Source organism: Microbacterium altimontanum, from assembly GCF_058349865.2.
The window spans coordinates 164,703-180,570 of sequence record NZ_JBYRJB020000007.1; the positions used below are offsets into that span (position 1 = coordinate 164,703).

Annotated in this window: 15 protein-coding genes and 1 tRNA gene; 2 read left to right on the forward strand and 14 right to left on the reverse strand. The window is 71.7% G+C overall.

Annotated elements, in window-relative coordinates:
• Window positions 1–36: 36 nt before the first annotated feature.
• The 8 genes from AC3RX1_RS14015 to prmC form a co-directional block, all read right to left on the reverse strand.
• Window positions 37–825: a F0F1 ATP synthase subunit delta gene (locus AC3RX1_RS14015; protein WP_491501865.1), complete on the reverse strand. Its 789-nt coding sequence runs from the start codon at window positions 823–825 to the stop codon at window positions 37–39.
• Window positions 825–1,382: a F0F1 ATP synthase subunit B gene (locus AC3RX1_RS14020; RefSeq protein WP_491501866.1), complete on the reverse strand. Its 558-nt coding sequence runs from the start codon at window positions 1,380–1,382 to the stop codon at window positions 825–827. The genes AC3RX1_RS14015 and AC3RX1_RS14020 overlap by 1 nt, the downstream gene beginning before the upstream one ends.
• A gap of 26 nt (window positions 1,383–1,408) precedes the next feature.
• Window positions 1,409–1,648, reverse strand: coding sequence for an ATP synthase F0 subunit C (gene atpE, locus AC3RX1_RS14025; protein WP_491501867.1), 240 nt, complete (start codon window positions 1,646–1,648; stop codon window positions 1,409–1,411).
• A gap of 43 nt (window positions 1,649–1,691) precedes the next feature.
• A complete protein-coding gene (atpB, locus tag AC3RX1_RS14030) occupies window positions 1,692–2,480 on the reverse strand; it encodes a F0F1 ATP synthase subunit A (protein ID WP_491501868.1) in 789 nt (262 codons plus the stop codon).
• A 164-nt stretch (window positions 2,481–2,644) separates the two neighbouring features.
• Window positions 2,645–3,160 carry a Cg1360 family ATP-synthase-associated protein gene (locus AC3RX1_RS14035; protein WP_491501869.1) on the reverse strand — a complete coding sequence of 172 codons (516 nt, stop codon included), beginning with the start codon at window positions 3,158–3,160 and terminating at the stop codon, window positions 2,645–2,647.
• The gene (locus tag AC3RX1_RS14040; RefSeq protein WP_491501870.1) at window positions 3,157–4,347 is read right to left on the reverse strand and encodes an MraY family glycosyltransferase; all 1,191 of its coding nucleotides are present in this window, start codon (window positions 4,345–4,347) and stop codon (window positions 3,157–3,159) included. Before AC3RX1_RS14040 ends, AC3RX1_RS14035 begins: the two co-directional genes overlap by 4 nt.
• Window positions 4,344–5,081, reverse strand: a complete 738-nt coding sequence (locus AC3RX1_RS14045) for an L-threonylcarbamoyladenylate synthase (RefSeq protein WP_491501871.1) — start codon at window positions 5,079–5,081, stop codon at window positions 4,344–4,346. Before AC3RX1_RS14045 ends, AC3RX1_RS14040 begins: the two co-directional genes overlap by 4 nt.
• 44 nt (window positions 5,082–5,125) lie before the next feature.
• Complete coding sequence (prmC, locus tag AC3RX1_RS14050) at window positions 5,126–6,001, reverse strand: peptide chain release factor N(5)-glutamine methyltransferase (protein ID WP_491501872.1); 876 nt, start codon at window positions 5,999–6,001, stop codon at window positions 5,126–5,128.
• Between the two features lie 47 nt (window positions 6,002–6,048).
• Between prmC and AC3RX1_RS14055 the strand changes: the two genes are divergently transcribed.
• Window positions 6,049–6,121 (forward strand) — tRNA-Arg (locus AC3RX1_RS14055).
• 10 nt (window positions 6,122–6,131) lie between these two features.
• Here AC3RX1_RS14055 and AC3RX1_RS14060 read toward each other — a convergent pair.
• A complete protein-coding gene (locus AC3RX1_RS14060) occupies window positions 6,132–7,019 on the reverse strand; it encodes an EamA family transporter (protein WP_491501873.1) in 888 nt (295 codons plus the stop codon).
• The gene (locus AC3RX1_RS14065; RefSeq protein ID WP_491501874.1) at window positions 7,016–7,615 is read right to left on the reverse strand and encodes a helix-turn-helix domain-containing protein; all 600 of its coding nucleotides are present in this window, start codon (window positions 7,613–7,615) and stop codon (window positions 7,016–7,018) included. Before AC3RX1_RS14065 ends, AC3RX1_RS14060 begins: the two co-directional genes overlap by 4 nt.
• Before the next feature lie 126 nt (window positions 7,616–7,741).
• Here AC3RX1_RS14065 and AC3RX1_RS14070 point away from each other — a divergent pair, with 126 nt between their 5' ends.
• Complete coding sequence (locus tag AC3RX1_RS14070; protein WP_491501875.1) at window positions 7,742–8,026, forward strand: Fe-S cluster assembly protein HesB; 285 nt, start codon at window positions 7,742–7,744, stop codon at window positions 8,024–8,026.
• Between the two features lie 62 nt (window positions 8,027–8,088).
• On the opposite strand, the gene AC3RX1_RS14075 is transcribed toward AC3RX1_RS14070, so the two are convergent.
• The 4 genes from AC3RX1_RS14075 to AC3RX1_RS14090 all read right to left on the reverse strand — a co-directional run bounded on the left by AC3RX1_RS14075 (window position 8,089) and on the right by AC3RX1_RS14090 (window position 15,867).
• On the reverse strand, window positions 8,089–11,499 hold the full coding sequence (locus tag AC3RX1_RS14075; protein WP_491501876.1) for an error-prone DNA polymerase: 3,411 nt from the start codon (window positions 11,497–11,499) through the stop codon (window positions 8,089–8,091).
• Window positions 11,500–11,538: 39 nt separating this feature from the next.
• Window positions 11,539–13,086 (reverse strand): DNA polymerase Y family protein, encoded by a 1,548-nt coding sequence (locus AC3RX1_RS14080; protein ID WP_491501877.1) that lies wholly within the window; start codon window positions 13,084–13,086, stop codon window positions 11,539–11,541.
• A 1-nt stretch (window position 13,087) separates the two neighbouring features.
• On the reverse strand, window positions 13,088–13,768 hold the full coding sequence (gene imuA' / locus AC3RX1_RS14085; RefSeq protein WP_491501878.1) for a DnaE2-dependent mutagenesis accessory factor ImuA': 681 nt from the start codon (window positions 13,766–13,768) through the stop codon (window positions 13,088–13,090).
• 98 nt (window positions 13,769–13,866) lie between these two features.
• Window positions 13,867–15,867, reverse strand: a complete 2,001-nt coding sequence (locus AC3RX1_RS14090; protein ID WP_491501879.1) for an oxidoreductase — start codon at window positions 15,865–15,867, stop codon at window positions 13,867–13,869.
• Between the last annotated feature and the right edge of the window lies 1 nt (window position 15,868).

The window sequence follows — 15,868 nt, forward strand, 5'->3', positions numbered from 1 at the left end:
GCCCCGAAGTCGCCGTCCCGCGGGACGGGAAGTCTGTCAGCCTGCGAGTCTCTGTCGCAGGTCGCTCAGTCGGGACGAGACGCTCGCGTCGATCACGTCGTCGGCGACCTGCACGCGCAGTCCTCCGACCACGGACCTGTCGACCACCGTGTTCACGGAGACCTCGGTGTCGTACTTGCTCTTCAGGATCGCCGCGAGCCGGTCGGTCTGCGCGGAGCTGAGCGGCACCGCGCTGGTGACTGTGGCCACCGTGCGACCCCGCTCGGCCGCCACGATCCGCTCGGCGCGCGCGAGCAGCTCGCGCACCCGGCGCTCGCGCGGACGCTGGACGACGGATGCCGCCACCAGCGTGGCCGCGGCGCTCGCGCGACCGTCCAGCAGCGACGCGACGAGCGCGCCCTTCTGCTCCGGGTCGCCGAGTCGGCTGCCCAGTGCGAGCTCGAGCTGCGGATCGGTGGCCACGACGCGACCGAACCCGAACAGCTCGCCCTCGAGGTCGGTCGACGCATCCGCCTTCGAAGCCGCACGGATCGCGAGCTCCTCGACGGCGTCGACGAGGTCGTCGGCGCCCGACCAGCGCTGACGCGCCACGGTCTCGAGGAGGCCCTTCGCCGTGGGCGACGCGGTCGCGAAGACCGCGGCGACGACGTTCGCCCGGGCGTCCTCGGTCGAGCCCCAGTCGGCCAGCGCGCCGCTCAGCTGCGGCGTGTCGGCCAGGGCGCGTCCCGCGGCGAACAGCTCGCCGGCGACGCCGAGGTCGACACCGGACGCGGCGTCGAGAGCCGCGTTCGATGCCGCGAGGGCCTGAGTGGTCGCGCTGCCCATTACCGGGCTGCCGTTTCGGACTCGGATGCCTCGAGGTCGGCCAGGAAGCGATCGACGACGGCCTGCGCCTTCGCGTCGTCGGAGAGGGTCTCCCCGATGACGCCGCCGGCCAGGTCGAGTGCGAGTGTGCCGACCTCGCTGCGGAGCGAGACGAGGGCGCTCTGGCGCTCGGCCTCGATCTGCGCGTGCGCGGCCGACGTCACGCGAGCCGCTTCGGCGGTCGCGGCGTCCTTCGCCTCGGCGACGATCTTCTTGGCGTCTTCGCGAGCGGCCTCGCGGATCTCGCCGGCCTCCCGCCGTGCCTCGGCGAGCTGCGCGGTGTACTGCTCGAGCGCGGCCTCGGCCTGACGCTGGGCCTCATCGGCCTTCTCGATGTTTCCCTCGATCGCAGCGGCGCGCTGGTCGAGCATGTCCTGCATGCGGGGCAGCACGAACTTCCAGAACACGACGAGGATCGCGATGAAGCACAGCGCACCCCAGACCAGGTCATAGATCTCGGGCAGCAGCGGGTTCGGGGCGTCCTTCTCCGCGGCCAGAGTGACAAGAGCCGGAAGCATCCTGTCTCCTTACGTGAAGAGGGGGCTTAGTTGTAGCCGAAGATGAAGCCGGTGGCGATACCGATGAACGCGAGCGCCTCGGTGAACGCGATACCGATCCACATGAGAACCTGCAGACGGCCGGCCAGCTCGGGCTGACGCGCGACGCCCTCGATCGTCTTGCCGACGACGAGGCCGATGCCGATGGCCGGGCCGATGGCGGCGAGGCCGTAGCCGACGGTCGCGATCGAACCGTTGACGGCGGCCAGAACCGTAGTAGCTTCCACGGGTTTTTCCTTTCGTTGGGTGGGTCGGCTTGTGCCGGCCCGCTCAGTGCTCGTCCGCGATCGCGAGCTGAATGTAGACCGCGGTGAGGATTGCGAAGATGTACGCCTGGAGGACTGCCACCAGGATCTCGAAGATCGTGAAGGCGAAGCCGAATGCCAGCGTTCCGGCGCCCAGGAGGCTCCACCAGCTGCCGGCGGTGAAGAAGAAGAACCACGTCGCCGAGAAGAACAGCACCAGCATGAGGTGGCCGACGATCATGTTCATCAGCAGACGCAGAGTGAGCGTGACCGGGCGGATGATGAACGTCGAGAGGAACTCGAGGATCGCCACGAACCACTGCAGGAACACCGGGATGCCGGACGGGAACAGCGAGTTCTTGACGAAGCCCTTCGGGCTCTTCTTCACGCCGGCGTAGATGAACGTCGCATACGACACGATCGCCAGCAGCAGCGGGACCGCGATGATGCTGGTCCCCGCGATGTTCAGGAACGGCACGATGCCGGTGAGGTTCATGAACAGCACCATGAAGAAGATCGTGGTGATGATCGGGAGGAACCGGTTGCCGTCCTTGCGGCCCAGCAGGTCGTGTGCGATGCCGTTGCGCACGAAGTCGAGGCCCATCTCGACGACGCTCTGGAAGCGGCCCGGGACGAGCTTCATGCGGCGGGTGCCGATGACGAACAGCGCGATCAGGACGACCGTTGCAATGATCTGGATGAGGTTGATGCGCGTGAGCGCAAAGGGAGTACCCTCGAACAGCACGACCGGCGGGAAGAATTCGTCGATCGACGGCGGGTGGAAGCCGCCGTCATCAGCGGCTTTCACAAACATGGTCGCAGCTAGGGTGAACAGCGCGGGCTCCAACTTCGGGGCATCGGTCGAAACCGTTGCGACGATGGTCGATGAGACGCACTCGCAAGTCGACTCAGCGTCAGACGCGAGCGGGCGGGTGCTCTCCTACCCTATCAAACTCACAGCGTCGGCGAGTCGCGCCCTCAGACGTCTTTCCCGGTCTCATCGGCGCCCGGGGCCTGCTCGTCGGGCACCTCGTGCGGCAGATCCACCGCCACGGCGGGAACACGCATCCGGGTCATCACGATGACGTCGATCACGAGCGATGCGAGCACTCCCGCCACGAGCGCCACGAAGAACACGGTGGGCTCGACCCACGGCTGCCCGCGCAGCACGAGCAGCACGACGATGAAGACGACGAACTTCAGCAGCCAGCCGCCCAGGACGATGCCGAAGAAGATCGGCACGTACAGCGCGTCTCCGAACCAGCGGTTGGCGATGAGGATGCTCGCGCCGGTGATGCCGAGGAACACCGCGGCGAGGATGATGCCGGCCAGTGCGCTGAACAGTCCGTGCGCGCCGGCGGCGATGAAGCCGAGGATCGCGCCGATCACGGCGAGGACGGCGGTGACGACCGCCGACCAGATGAGGGTGGTGCGCAGCACCGGGGTGCTCGTGATCTTCGTGCGGTCGGCGGGGCCGCTCATCGGTGCGGTCATCGATGCTCCTGGGGTACGGGGGTGGGTGCCGCCTCGGGTCTGGCGGCCGCGGTCGCGCGGGGGCGGCGGCGGGATGCGGGGGTGAACGTGACGACGAGGCAGGCGGCGACGCCGACGACTCCGAACGCGATGCCGATCCAGTATGTGCCGCGCCAGTCGTGGCCCACGGCGATGTACATGAGGAGGATCGACAGGCCGATCATGGCCGTCCAGGCGTAGAAGATCAGCACCGAGGTGCGGCTGGAGTGCCCCATGTCGAGCATGCGGTGATGGAGGTGCTTGCGGTCGGGCGAGAACGGCGACTTCCCCGCTCGCATGCGCCGGATGACGGCGGAGCCGAAGTCGAGGAGCGGGAGGATCACCACGGCGACCGGCAGCAGGATCGGCATGAACGCGCCGAGCAGCTGCGAGCGGCCGAACTCGTCGGGGTCGAGCGTCGCGGGATCGAACTGGCCGCTGATCGCGATCGCGCTCGTGGCCATCAGCAGGCCGAGCACGAGCGCTCCGGAATCGCCCATGAACAGCTTGGCGGGGTTCCAGTTCATCGGCAGGAAGCCCAGGCACATGCCGACCAGCACGCAGGCGATGAACGAGGCGAGATTGAAGTAGCTGGATGCGCCGGAGTCGCGCACGATGAAGTACGAGTATGCGAAGAAGATGACGTTCGCGATGAGGCAGACGCCGGCGACGAGCCCGTCGAGCCCATCGATGAAGTTCACGGCGTTCATGACGATGACGATCGCGAAGACCGTCAGCGCGAAGCTCACGGCGGCCGAGGGCACCGTCATGCCGCCGATCGGGAGCGAGTAGATCTGCAGCTGGCCGAACCAGGCGATGATCCCGGCTGCGAGGAACTGCGCGGCGAGCTTGATCATCCAGTCGAGGTCCCACAGGTCGTCGGCGACTCCGACGAGCACCGTGAGGGCCATGGCGGCGAGGATCGCCCACACCTGGCGGGGATTGGCCCAGAAGATCTGGAAGTACGGGGTGAACGCCGACACGGCGAACGCGGCCACGGCGCCGAGGAACATCGCCACGCCGCCGAGCCGCGGGGTCGGCGTCTTGTGCACATCGCGCTCGCGGATCGCCGGGTACAGCTTGAACCTCAGCCCGATCCGCCACACCGCCCACGAGAAGATCAGCGTCACCGTGGCGGTGAACAGAATCGTGAAGACGTACTGCTTCACCCGTCGTCACCGGTCGGGTCGGGCTCGCCGCTCGCGTGGGGCTCGTCGGTCGGGTCGGGCTCGTCGGTCGCGTCGGGCTCGAGCAGGTCGCCGAGCACCGCACGCAGCCGGTCGCGCGAGATCGCCCCCTCGCGCAGCACACGCACGAGCGGCTCGGCACCGCCGACGAGGCTCGTCGCGTCGACGATCGTCGATGAGACGCCGGTGCGGCTGAGTCCGCCGTCGAGGTACACCGCGACGCTGTCGCCGAGCATGGCCTGGGCATCCTGCGCCTCGATCGCAGCGGGCCGGCCGGTGAGGTTCGCGCTGGACACGGCGAGGGGCCCGGTCTCCTCGAGCAGCTCGAGCGCAAGGCGCTCGTCGGGCATGCGGACGGCCACCGTGCCGTGCGTGTCTCCGAGATCCCAGGACAGCGACGGCTGCGCGGGAAGGACGATCGTGAGCCCGCCGGGCCAGAACTCCTCGACGAGTCGTTCCACCGCCTCCGGCACCTCGGAGACGAGCGCCTGCATCATGGCGCGGCCGGCGACGAGGACGGGTGGGGGCGACTGGCGACCGCGGCCCTTGGCGGCCAGGAGCCGGGTGACGGCGTCGGGGCTGAAGGCGTCGGCGGCCACGCCGTAGACGGTGTCGGTGGGCATGACGATGAGCTCGCCGCGGCCGATCGCCTGGCGCGCCTGGCGCATACCGGTGAGCAGCTGCGCCGGATCGCCGCAGTCGTAGAGGGGGGTCATGACCCGTCCAGTGTAGCGAGGCGGCCTCGGAGGCCGCCTGGGCCTCAGGGGCGGATCGCCGTGGTGACGCGGTCGCGCTGCGTGAGATCGGGATGCGTCGCGGCGCCGCGCCATCCGTCCCCGGCGAGGATGCCGCGCACGTCCTCCCCCTGCCATTCGCCGTGCTCGATGACGATCGAGCCGCCGGGGCGGGCGAGCCGCAGGCCCACGGTGCTGAGCACCCGGATGGCGTCGAGACCGTCGGGACCCGAGTACAGCGCGGACGCGGGATCGAACAGGCGCACCTCCGGATCGCGCGGGACGGCGCCGGCCGGCACGTAGGGCGGGTTGGAGGCGACGACGTCGAGCGTGCCGTCGAGCTCGGCGGGCGGTGCCGCGAGGTCGCCGAGGAGGAGGTGCACGCGTCCGTCGCCGTACCGGTCGACGTTTCGTGCCGCCCACTCGTGCGCCTCGGTCGAGCGTTCGATCGCCCAGACCTCGGCGTGCGGCACCTCGGTGGCCATGGCGAGCGCGATCGCGCCGCTCCCGGTGCCGAGGTCGATCGCCCGCGGCCGGGCCGACGGGATGGCCGCGAGCGCGTCGATCGCGAGCTGTGCGACGACCTCGGTCTCGGGACGCGGGACGAAGACGCCCGGACCGACCCGCAGCTCGAGATGCCGGAACGGTGCCACGCCCGTCAGGTGCTGAAGCGGTTCGCGGGCGGCGCGCCGGTCGACGAGGGCGCGCAGAGGCTCGGCGGCGTCGGGCGCGAGCGCGTCGCCCCGGATGGCTGCGGCCTGCACTCCCCCGCGGCTCGTGCCGAGCACGTGCGCCACGAGCAGCTCGGCGTCGACCTCGGGATCGGGCACTCCCACCGAGGCGAGGTGCGCCGCGACGGCGCGGACGACGGCGGCGATGCGGGGCGGGTGGGATGCGTCCATGGAGGAGACAAGCCTATCCGCGGCGGCAAGTAGGCTTGATGACGCTTGCCCTCGTAGCTCAGTGGATAGAGCGGCGGACTCCTAAGCCGCGCGTCGGAGGTTCGATTCCTCTCGGGGGCACCGCTGTCGCTCAGGCGTCGGGCGCCGGCGCGCCCGTCTGCGCATCGGGTTCCCGGTCCCGAGCGCCGCCGCGCTGCGCCGCCGCACCCGCCAGCACGACGAGGCAGATGCCGATCAGCTGCACCACCGCGGGAGACTGGCTCAGCACGAGCAGGCCCATCACGGTGCCGAACGCCGGCTCGAGAGCGAGGAGCGTTCCGAACGCGGTATGCGTCATGCGGCGCAGCGCGAGCATCTCCAGCGCGAACGAGACCACCGGCGTGAGCAGGGCGATGCCGGCGGCGGCCGGCAGCACCCACCACGTGAGGTCGCCGGCGAGGACCTGCGGCAGTCCGACGGGCGCTGTCGCCACGGCCGCGACGGGGATCGTGAGGGCGAGGCCGCTGACCCCCGAGAATCGGTCGCCGACGAACTGGGTGAGCAGGTTGTACAGGGCCCAGCACAAGCCGGCGAGCAGCGCGAATCCGACGCCGACGATGTCGATCGCGCCCTGCCAGGGGCGGGTGAGGAGCACGACCCCGACGAAGGCGAGCAGGGGCCACAGCAGCATCCGTCTGCGCCTGCTCGTCAGCGCCGCGACCGTGAGCGGACCGAGGAATTCGATCGCTACCGCCGTGCCGAGCGGAATGCGGTCGACGGCCGCGAGGAAGAACGTCGTCATGAAGCCGGTGACCACGCCCAGCGCGACCAGCGGCAGGATGTCCCGGCGCGTGATCGACCGGAATGAGGGACGGACGACGGCGAGGAGGAACACGGCGCCGCAGCACATGCGCAGCCACGCCGTGCCGGCGGGCCCGACGTGCGCGATCACCCCGACGGAGAGGGCGTTGGCCAGCTGGATCAGGGCCATCGCCGTGACCGACATCGACCATGCCGGGACGCGCAGCTGGGATGTCATCGGCGTCCGATCCCCCGTGCCGTGCCGACCCCGGGTTCGAACACGGCGAGGGAGAACCGGGCCGGCGACGAGCCGGCGTTGGCGTACGTGTGTGCTGCGTCGCCGTGGAAGGTGAGAGCGTCGCCGCGACCCACGTCGTAGGTCCGGTCGTCCACCTCGACCACGATCGCGCCGTCGTGCACATGGAGCAGTTCCTGCGTTCCGGCGGTGTGCGGCTCGCTCTCGTGGCGCTCGCCGGGCGCCAGCGTCCAGTCCCAGAGCTCGACGACATCCGGGGCTCGGGTGCCGGCCACGAGCACGCCACGGCCGCCGCCCTCGCCCGTCCAGAGCACGGCGCCCTCCCCGTGTCGGGTGAGCTTCGCCGCTGGCGGCTGCGTCCCCTCGACCAGCGCGGGAAGACCGATGCCGAGCGCATCGCTGATCCGCAACAGTGTCCCGACACTCGGGTTCACCGCTCCCTGCTCCACATTCACGACCATGCGGCGGCTGACGCCGGCAGCCTCGGCGAGCCGGTCGAGCGTCCAGCCGGCGAGGGTGCGCTCCTGCTTGACGCGTGTCCCGATCACGCGGGCGAGCGACTGCGCGTTCTCATCCATGAGTGCAGCATATTGCACCGAACCGGGCACTATCCGCCGGTGTGAATCGCCTCCGAATGCTGACGGACGCTTGCATCGGCCGGTGATTCTCGGAATCGTGGCCGGTTCCTGACGGAAGGAGAGCACATGCTCACGCTGACCGAGAACGCCGCCACCGCGGTGAAGACGATCGTCGAGCGCGGGGCCGATGCCGACACCGGCGGCCTGCGCATCCACGGGGCCGAGGACCCGTCAGCCGGCTTCGCGCTGTCGGTCGCCGGTGGCCCGGAGTCGAACGACGCCGTGGTCGACGAGGCGGGTGCCCGGGTGTTCCTCGACGCGGGTGCTGCCGCGGCGCTCGACGACCAGGTGCTCGACGCGCAGGTCGACCAGGAGGGCGCCGTGCATTTCGCCCTGTCGATGCAGCGCTGACGACGCCCCCGAAGACCCCTGACCGTTCATTCGCCGGTCGGGGGTCTTCGTCGTCTGCGGTGCTACTGGAAGTCCCGCGAGCGGTGGGCGACTCCCACCCGCAGATCGTCGAACGCGTCGGCGACGAGGTTCACGACGCCCTCGACCGAGCGCTCGATGATGCCGCGCACGATCAGCGCCGGGCTGTCGCGCACCACCCGGCGGTACCGGCTCCACACCCCCATCGAGCAGACGACGTTGACGATGCCGTGCTCGTCTTCGAGGTTCAGGAATGTGACACCGGATGCGGTGGCCGGCCGCTGGCGATGGGTGACGAGCCCTGCCACCTCGACGCGACGGCCGACCTCGTGGCGGCGCAGTTCGCTCGATGTGAGCACTCCGCGGGCGTCGAGCCCGGCGCGGAAGTGCGTCATCGGGTGGTCGTCGGTGGAGACGCCCGTGGCCCAGAGGTCGGCGGCGAGGCGTTCATACCCGCTCGGATCGGTGAACAGAGGCGGCTGCACCGACACCATCGAGTCGGGAAGGAACTCGGCGCGGTCCTGCGCCGCCGACCCCGCGAGCCAGATCGCCTCGCGGCGGGCGAGGCCGAGGCACTCGAAGGCGCCGGCGGTGGCGAGCGCCTCGAGCTGCGCCGTGCTCACGCCCACCCTCCGCACGAGGTCGCGCATGTCGCGGTAGCGACCGTGCGCTTCCCGCTCGGCGACGATCCGCTCGGCCAGGGCCGTGCCGATGCCCTTCACGGCGGCAAGACCCAGACGCACCGCGAACGCGCCGTCGCGCCGATGAGCGGCCGAGACGTCGGGCGCATCGATGTCGAAATCCCCAACCGGCGGCTGGTGGCGATCCAGGCAGGCGTCCATGCCGGTCGGGCCGCCTTCCGACGAACCGGTCTGCTCGACGACCGGCTGGGCCCCGGACAGGTGCAGATCGGGGCGCAGCACCGTCACGCCGTGCCGCCGCGCATCGGCGACGAGGCTCGCGGGCGAGTAGAACCCCATCGGCTGGGCGCGCAGCAGCCCGGCCAGGAACGCTGCCGGATAGTGCAGCTTCAGCCACGAGCTGGCGTAGACGAGCAGCGCGAACGACAGCGAGTGCGACTCGGCGAACCCGAAGTTCGCGAACGCCTGGATCTTCGCGTAGATCGCATCCGCCTCCTCGCCCACCAGTCCGTTTGCCGCCATGCCGTCGTAGAGCTTCTGCTTGAGCGAGTCGATGCGCTCCACCCCGCGCTTGGACCCCATCGCCCGGCGCAGCAGGTCGGCATCCTCCCCCGTGAGCCCGCCGACCGCCATGCCCATCTGCATGAGCTGCTCCTGGAAGACCGGGACGCCCAGGGTGCGCTCGAGCACCGGCTCGAGCTTCGGATGCGCGTAGGTGACCGGCTCGCGCCCCAGCTTGCGTCGCACGTACGGGTGCACGGCACCGCCCTGGATGGGCCCCGGCCGGATGAGCGCGATCTCGATGACGAGGTCGTAGAACCGTCGCGGCTGCAGCCGCGGCAGCAGCCCCATCTGGGCGCGCGACTCCACCTGGAACACCCCGATCGAATCCGCCCGGCACAGCATGTCGTAGACGGCCTGCTCCTCCTTCGGGATCGTCGCGAGCTCCCACTCCTCCCCGGTCGACGCGCGCACGAGATCGAACGTGTACTGCAGTGCGGCGAGCATGCCGAGCCCGAGCAGGTCGAACTTCACAAGACCCATCCACGCCGCGTCGTCCTTGTCCCACTGGATGACGGTGCGGTTCTCCATACGGGCGTGCTCGATCGGCACGACCTCCCCGACGGGCCGGTCGGTGAGCACCATCCCGCCGGAGTGGATGCCCAGGTGCCGCGGCGCCTTCAGCAGCTCCCCCGCGTATTCGATGACCTGATCCGGGATGTCGTGACCGCCGTCGGTGGACAGAGAAGCCCCCCATCTCTCCACCTGCTTCGACCACGCGTCCTGCTGACCGGGCGAGTGGCCGAGCGCCTTCGCCATGTCGCGGACGGCGTTCTTCGGCCGGTACTGGATGACGTTCGCGACCTGCGCGGCACGGTCGCGACCGTACTGCCGGTACACCCACTGGATGATCTCCTCGCGCCGGTCGGAGTCGAAGTCGACGTCGATGTCGGGCTCCTCCTCGCGCAGGCTCGACAGGAAGCGCTCGAACGGCAGATCGTAGGCGATCGCGTCCACCGCCGTGATGTCGAGCAGATAGCAGATGGCGCTGTTGGCCGCCGAGCCGCGGCCCTGGCAGAGGATGCCGCGGCGCCGCGCCTCCTGCACGATGCCGTGCACGATGAGGAAGTAGCCGGGGAAGTCCTTCTGCTCGATGACGTCGAGCTCGTGCGCGATGCGCTCGCGATCCTGTCGGCTCGCGTCGGGATACTTCCGGGGCACCGCGCCCCACACCAGGTGCCGCAGCCACGACATCGGCGTGTGCCCCTCGGGCACCGGGAGCTTCGGCAGCGCGGGCTTCGCCGACCGCAGCGGGAACGCCAGCTCGTCGGCGAGCGCCACCGTGCGCTCGACGGCGCCGGGATACCGGGCGAAGCGGCGCTGCATCTCGGCGCCGCTGCGCAGATGCGCACCGGCGTGGGCGGGAAGCCATCCGTCCAGCTCGTCGAGGCTGCGGTTCGCGCGCACGGCGGCGACCGCGGCGGCGAGGGTGCGCCGGGCGGGCGCGGCATAGTGCACGTTGTTCGTCGCGACCACGGGCAGCCCGCGCTCGGCGGCGAGCGCGGCGAGCAGGTCGTTCGTCGCCGTGTCGAGCGGATCGCCGTGATCGATGAGCTCCACGTTCACCGCGTCGCGGCCGAACGCGGCGACGAGCCGGTCGAGCTCGGCCGCCGCCGCCTCGACCCCGCCTGTGAGCCCGCGGTCGGCGAGCGCGCGCCGCACGGCGCCCTTGCGGCATCCGGTGAGGATCGCCCAGTGCCCGTCGGCGGTCGCGGCGAGCGCGTCGAGGTCGTACACGGGCCGCCCCTTCTCGCCTCCGTTCAACTGGGCGTGGGTGAGCGCCGAGGCGAGCCGGTGATACCCCTCCTGCCTGCGGGCGAGCACCACGAGGTGCGCGCCCGCGGGATCCGCCTCGCCGCGCTGGGGCTTCGGCAGCTCGAGCGACAGCTCCGCGCCGTACACGGTCTTCAGCTGCCGCTCCTGCGCGGCCTCGGCGAACCGGACGATCCCGTAGAACCCGTCATGGTCGGTGATGGCCAGGGCGTGCAGACCGAGCCGCTCGGCCTCCTCGACGAGCTCCTCGGGCGACGACGCGCCGTCGAGGAACGAGAACGACGAATGCGCGTGCAGCTCGGCGAACGGCACGGCGTCGACGGGCCGCTCGATCGCCGGCGGGACGTACGGCCCGCGCTTGTGCGACCAGGCGGGACTGTCGCCGCCGTCGGCACCCGACGGCACCGACCGCGGCCGGCGCCGGTCGCTCAGCACCCGCTCGAGCTCCGACCATGAGATGGAGGGGTTGTTGAAGCCCATCAGCCCGCTCCCGCGAGCGCATCCAGGAGGGCCCGGAGGCTAGTCATACTTCGCCTCCACGCTCCAGCGGCCGTCCTCGCACACCAGCAGCCAGGCCTCCTGCTCCGCGTCGATCACCTGGAACCGGTGTGCGCGGCGCGCCCGCACCGGATCCCACGCGCGCTCGTCGATCGTCCAGGGGCCCGCCCACGAGACGATCGCCCGCCGCCTGCCCGCCTCGGTGAAGGCGGCGGGCGGCGCGCTCAGCGCCCCACGGTCGTCGACCTCCACGACGACACCGGTCGCGGACGCGACATCCACCGCCGGAGGCTCGGGGAACACCGTCGCCGGCAGCGGCGCCGGCAGGCTGCCCGGCCACGGACGGGCGCGCTCGCGGCTCAGCACGGTGCGATCGCCCCACGGCACGAGCACCTGCCGCTCGTTCAGCCAGCGGCCGCCGCCCACCGCGGGAGTGAGCACGCCGCGATGGCCGAGCATCGCCTGCACTCGGGAGAGCGCATGGTGCACCTTCTCGTCGGCGCCGGCGCCGAAGATCGCCGGCTGGTGGGCGGATGCCGCATCCACCGCCTCGGGCGCGATGCGGCACAGGGTCACCCCGCTGCGGAGCACGCGGTTCTGCGCGTCCTCCGCCAGCTGCCACCGCACCCGGTCGACGACCGCCGCGGCGTCGAACGATCCCGGGTGCAGCCAGACCCGCTCGCTGCGCTCCCCGCGGTCGCCGACGAGTTCGACGCGCAGCTCGGTGCACACCAGGTCGACCGCCCCGAGCCCGGAGATGAACTCGTCGGCGGCCACACGCATCCCGAACGCCACCTGCTCGGCCAGCTCGACGGGCGGTTCGAACGCGACCTCGCGGTCGAGCTCGGGCGGCGGGGTGCGCGGCTGCACCGGACGTGAATCGGCCCCCGCCGCGAGATCGTGCAGACGCAGTCCACGCGAGCCGAAGCGCTCCTGCACCCGCGCGGTCTCGAGGGCTGCGAAAGCGCCCAGCGTGTGCACGCCGAGCCTGCTCAGCAGGTGGGCGAGCTCCGCATCCTGCAGGGTCGTGACCGGCAGGCCGGCGAGGAACGCGGCGGCCTCCCCGGGCGGCACCACCCGCACCGGATCGTCGGGCCGGGTGGTGCGGGCGGCATGCTCCGCGGTGAACGGCCCGTCGGCGACGCCCGCGCGCACCCCCGGCAGGCCGTCGGACTCGGCGAGCGCGTCGAGGATCTCGCAGGCGGCGGCGTTCTCGCCCCCGTAGTAGCGGGCGGGCCCCCGGGCGCGCAGCGCGCACAGCCCCGGACGGATGATCTGCACGCCCGGGGCGAGCTGCTCGATGCGGGAGACGACCGGAGCGAACGCGCGCTGATCGCGGGCCGGATCGTCCGGCGCGATCTCCAGTCGCGGGCAGCGCGCCTGCGCATCACGCCGGCGCTGACCGCGACGCACGCCGTCGGCGCGTGCGGCGGCCGAGCATGCCACCACCTCGTTCTGCCGCACGATCGCGATCGGCCCCGGCTCGGCGGCGACCGAGCGCTCGCGCAGCAGGGCGGTCACGGGCCAGTCGGGAAACCACAGCACCAGGCTGCGGACGGGCTCCGGCATCTCAGCCCACCGCCCGCATCGGCACCGGCAGCTCGGTCGGGCGGTCATCGCGCATCAGACCCCCCGCATCGTCGGGCAGCAGCATCCGCGCCCGTCGCGGCACCGCCCACCGGCGGCTCGCGACGCTCACCGTCAGGGCGCGCCGGCTGAGGTAGCCGTGTCCGTCGCCCACGCCCGACCACTCCGGTGCGTCGATGGCGAGGGATGCCTCGGCCTGCGGCCACACGCCCTGCACGAGCAGCACAGTGCCCTTCTCGCGCAGCCGCGCCGACAGCCGTGCGACCTCGGCGTCGCTCGTGCGGCCGGCCGGGCGCACGGCGACCACGGGCAGCACGTCGGCGATCGTCGCCGTGACGGCGAGCCACCGCGGCCCGGGATCGGGGATGAGCACGAGCCGCGACAGGTCGACGCCCAGCTGCTCGGCCGCCTCGGCGCCGAGTTCGGGCATCCCCACCACTCCGCACCACGATCCCTCGCGCGACGGCCGGGCCAGCAGCGCCAGCAGCAGCGACGCCGACGGCCCCACGGTGTAGGCCGAACCGGGGCGCAGTCCTCCGCCGGGCAGCAGTTCGCCGAGGGCGGGAAGCGTCGGCAGCACGGGAGCGTCGAGCCGGCGGCCCTGCATCTGCTCGAGGCGGGCGCGCAGACGCGTGACCTCCGCTGTCGCAGTCGATGCCGACATGATCGCCCCCTCAAGACATCCACCATGCTAGAACACATGTTCTAGCTCAGCAATCCTGAGCACGACGATACGCCGACCCTCCGACAGGGAATTCGTTCCTATTCGCTTGCTATGTTCGACAGTCGAGACGGAAGGCGAGCGGCGGCGTCGCCGGCACGAAGCCCCTCTTCGAACGCCGCCACGGCGTTCAGCCCCGCCGTCTCGCGCGCGCCGCCGACGACGGTGTGGGGTATGCCCTGCGCCATCAGCTGCGCCGCCAGGTCGTTCCGCGGCGTCTGCCCCGCCGCCACGACGATGTCGTCGGCCTCGATCAGCTCCGCGACGCCGTCGATCTCGACGCGCACCCCTCCCGGTTCGACGCTCCGGTAGACGACGTCGGTGAGCGTACGCACTCCGCGGCGACGGATCGCCTGCACCGCCGCCCACCGCGTCGACACCCCCATGCCCGCCCCGATCGCGCCCGAGCGCCGCATGATCGTCACCCGTCGGCGCGGCGGGGAGCCGGCGGGACCGTCCTCGACGAGCAGATGCGCGAGGTCGACGGCGATCCCGCCCGCCCCGATCACCGCGACGCGCTCCCCCAGCCGTTCCACCTGCGCGAACGCCTGCACGTAGTCGATCACGTGCGCCGCGTCGATCCCCGGGAGCTCCACCCGCCGCGGGGTCACGCCGGTGGCGACGATCACGTGCGCGAAGCCGGCGAGATCGTCGACCGTGGCCGCACCCCCGGTGCGCACGTCGACGCCGAGCCGGTCGAGGATGCGCCGGAACGAACGCGCCGACTCCCGGAAGTCGCCCTTGCCGGGCACCGCTCCGGCGAGCAGGAACTGGCCGCCGATCTCGGGGGCCGCCTCGAACAGCGTCACCCGGGCGCCGGCGAACGCCGCCGCCCGCGCCGCCTCCATGCCCGCCGGGCCGGCTCCGACGACCGCGATGCGCGGTGCCGTCGTGCGGGTGGTGATCGGCCGCAGCGGGAACTCCCGTTCGCGGCCGGCTCGCGGGTTCACGGTGCAGGAGACCGGCTCGAGGCCGAACGAGCGGTCGATGCACGCCTCGTCGCATCCGATGCAGAGGTTCACCCGCTCGGCGAGACCGGCGAACGAGATCGCCACGATGTGCGGGTCGGCGAGGAACGGCCGCGCCATCGAGACGAGGTCGGCTCGGCCCTCGGCTAGGACCTCCTCCGCCTGGGCGAGAGTGTTGATGCGGTTCGCCGTCACCACCGGCACCGGCGTCCCCGCCTGGTGCAGTGCGCCTCGGATGCGGGCGGCGACGTCGGTGAACGCCCCGTGCGGCACCATCGACTGGACCGTCGGCACGCGCGACTCGTGCCAGCCGATGCCGACGTCGACGGCGTCGGCCCCCGCCTGCGCCAGCGCGACGGCGAGGGCGTCGACCTCGTCGGGGGTCGACGAGTCGGGCACGAGATCGGCGCCCGAGATGCGCACGAGCAGCGGCGCCTGCCCGACCGCGTCGCGCACCGCGCGGACCACGGCGACGGGGAACGCCCGGCGCCGCCCTGCATCGCCGCCCCACGCGTCGTCGCGCAGGTTCGTCACCGGCGAGGCGAACTGGTTGATGAGGTACCCCTCCGACCCCATCACCTCGACGCCGTCGAAGCCGAGCTCGACCGCCACCCGCGCCGCTGCGGCGAAATCCGCGATCGTGGCGGCGATGCCGTCCTCGTCGAGGGCGACGGGCTCGGCCCGCGAGAAGCGGCTGTACACCGCCGAGGGCGCCACCGGGGTCAGCCCGAACGACGACGGGAACGCGTAGCGGCCGGCGTGGAACAGCTGCAGCGCGATCCGTCCGCCGGCGGCGTGCACGGCCTCGACGACGCCGCGCCAGGGCGCAGCGTGCGCCGGCTCGTTGATGAGCGTGTACCCCGCGTTCCCCGCCCCCACCCGGCTGACGGCGGCGCCGCCGGTGACGATGAGCGCCGCCCCGCCCCGCGCGCGCTCCGCGTAGAACGCCGCGAGCGCCGCCGGCTCGCCGGTCTCCCGGTTCAGGTGCATCGAGCCCATCACGATGCGGTGCGGCAGCGTCATCGTGCCGATCCGCACCGGCGCCTGCACGGCCGGGTAGCGTGCCGCGGACATC

Bases quoted from the DNA above. Each gene is read 5' to 3' on its own strand.
- AC3RX1_RS14070 (WP_491501875.1), top strand. From the start codon at position 7,742: ATGCTCACGCTGACCGAGAACGCCGCCACCGCGGTGAAGACGATCGTC.
- AC3RX1_RS14035 (WP_491501869.1), bottom strand. From the start codon at position 3,160: ATGACCGCACCGATGAGCGGCCCCGCCGACCGCACGAAGATCACGAGC.
- AC3RX1_RS14015 (WP_491501865.1), bottom strand. From the start codon at position 825: ATGGGCAGCGCGACCACTCAGGCCCTCGCGGCATCGAACGCGGCTCTC.
- atpB (WP_491501868.1), bottom strand. From the start codon at position 2,480: ATGTTTGTGAAAGCCGCTGATGACGGCGGCTTCCACCCGCCGTCGATC.
- AC3RX1_RS14090 (WP_491501879.1), bottom strand. From the start codon at position 15,867: ATGTCCGCGGCACGCTACCCGGCCGTGCAGGCGCCGGTGCGGATCGGC.
- AC3RX1_RS14065 (WP_491501874.1), bottom strand. From the start codon at position 7,615: ATGGATGAGAACGCGCAGTCGCTCGCCCGCGTGATCGGGACACGCGTC.
- imuA' (WP_491501878.1), bottom strand. From the start codon at position 13,768: ATGTCGGCATCGACTGCGACAGCGGAGGTCACGCGTCTGCGCGCCCGC.
- AC3RX1_RS14075 (WP_491501876.1), bottom strand. From the start codon at position 11,499: ATGGGCTTCAACAACCCCTCCATCTCATGGTCGGAGCTCGAGCGGGTG.
- AC3RX1_RS14060 (WP_491501873.1), bottom strand. From the start codon at position 7,019: ATGACATCCCAGCTGCGCGTCCCGGCATGGTCGATGTCGGTCACGGCG.
- AC3RX1_RS14080 (WP_491501877.1), bottom strand. From the start codon at position 13,086: ATGCCGGAGCCCGTCCGCAGCCTGGTGCTGTGGTTTCCCGACTGGCCC.
- AC3RX1_RS14045 (WP_491501871.1), bottom strand. From the start codon at position 5,081: ATGACCCCCCTCTACGACTGCGGCGATCCGGCGCAGCTGCTCACCGGT.
- prmC (WP_491501872.1), bottom strand. From the start codon at position 6,001: ATGGACGCATCCCACCCGCCCCGCATCGCCGCCGTCGTCCGCGCCGTC.
- AC3RX1_RS14020 (WP_491501866.1), bottom strand. From the start codon at position 1,382: ATGCTTCCGGCTCTTGTCACTCTGGCCGCGGAGAAGGACGCCCCGAAC.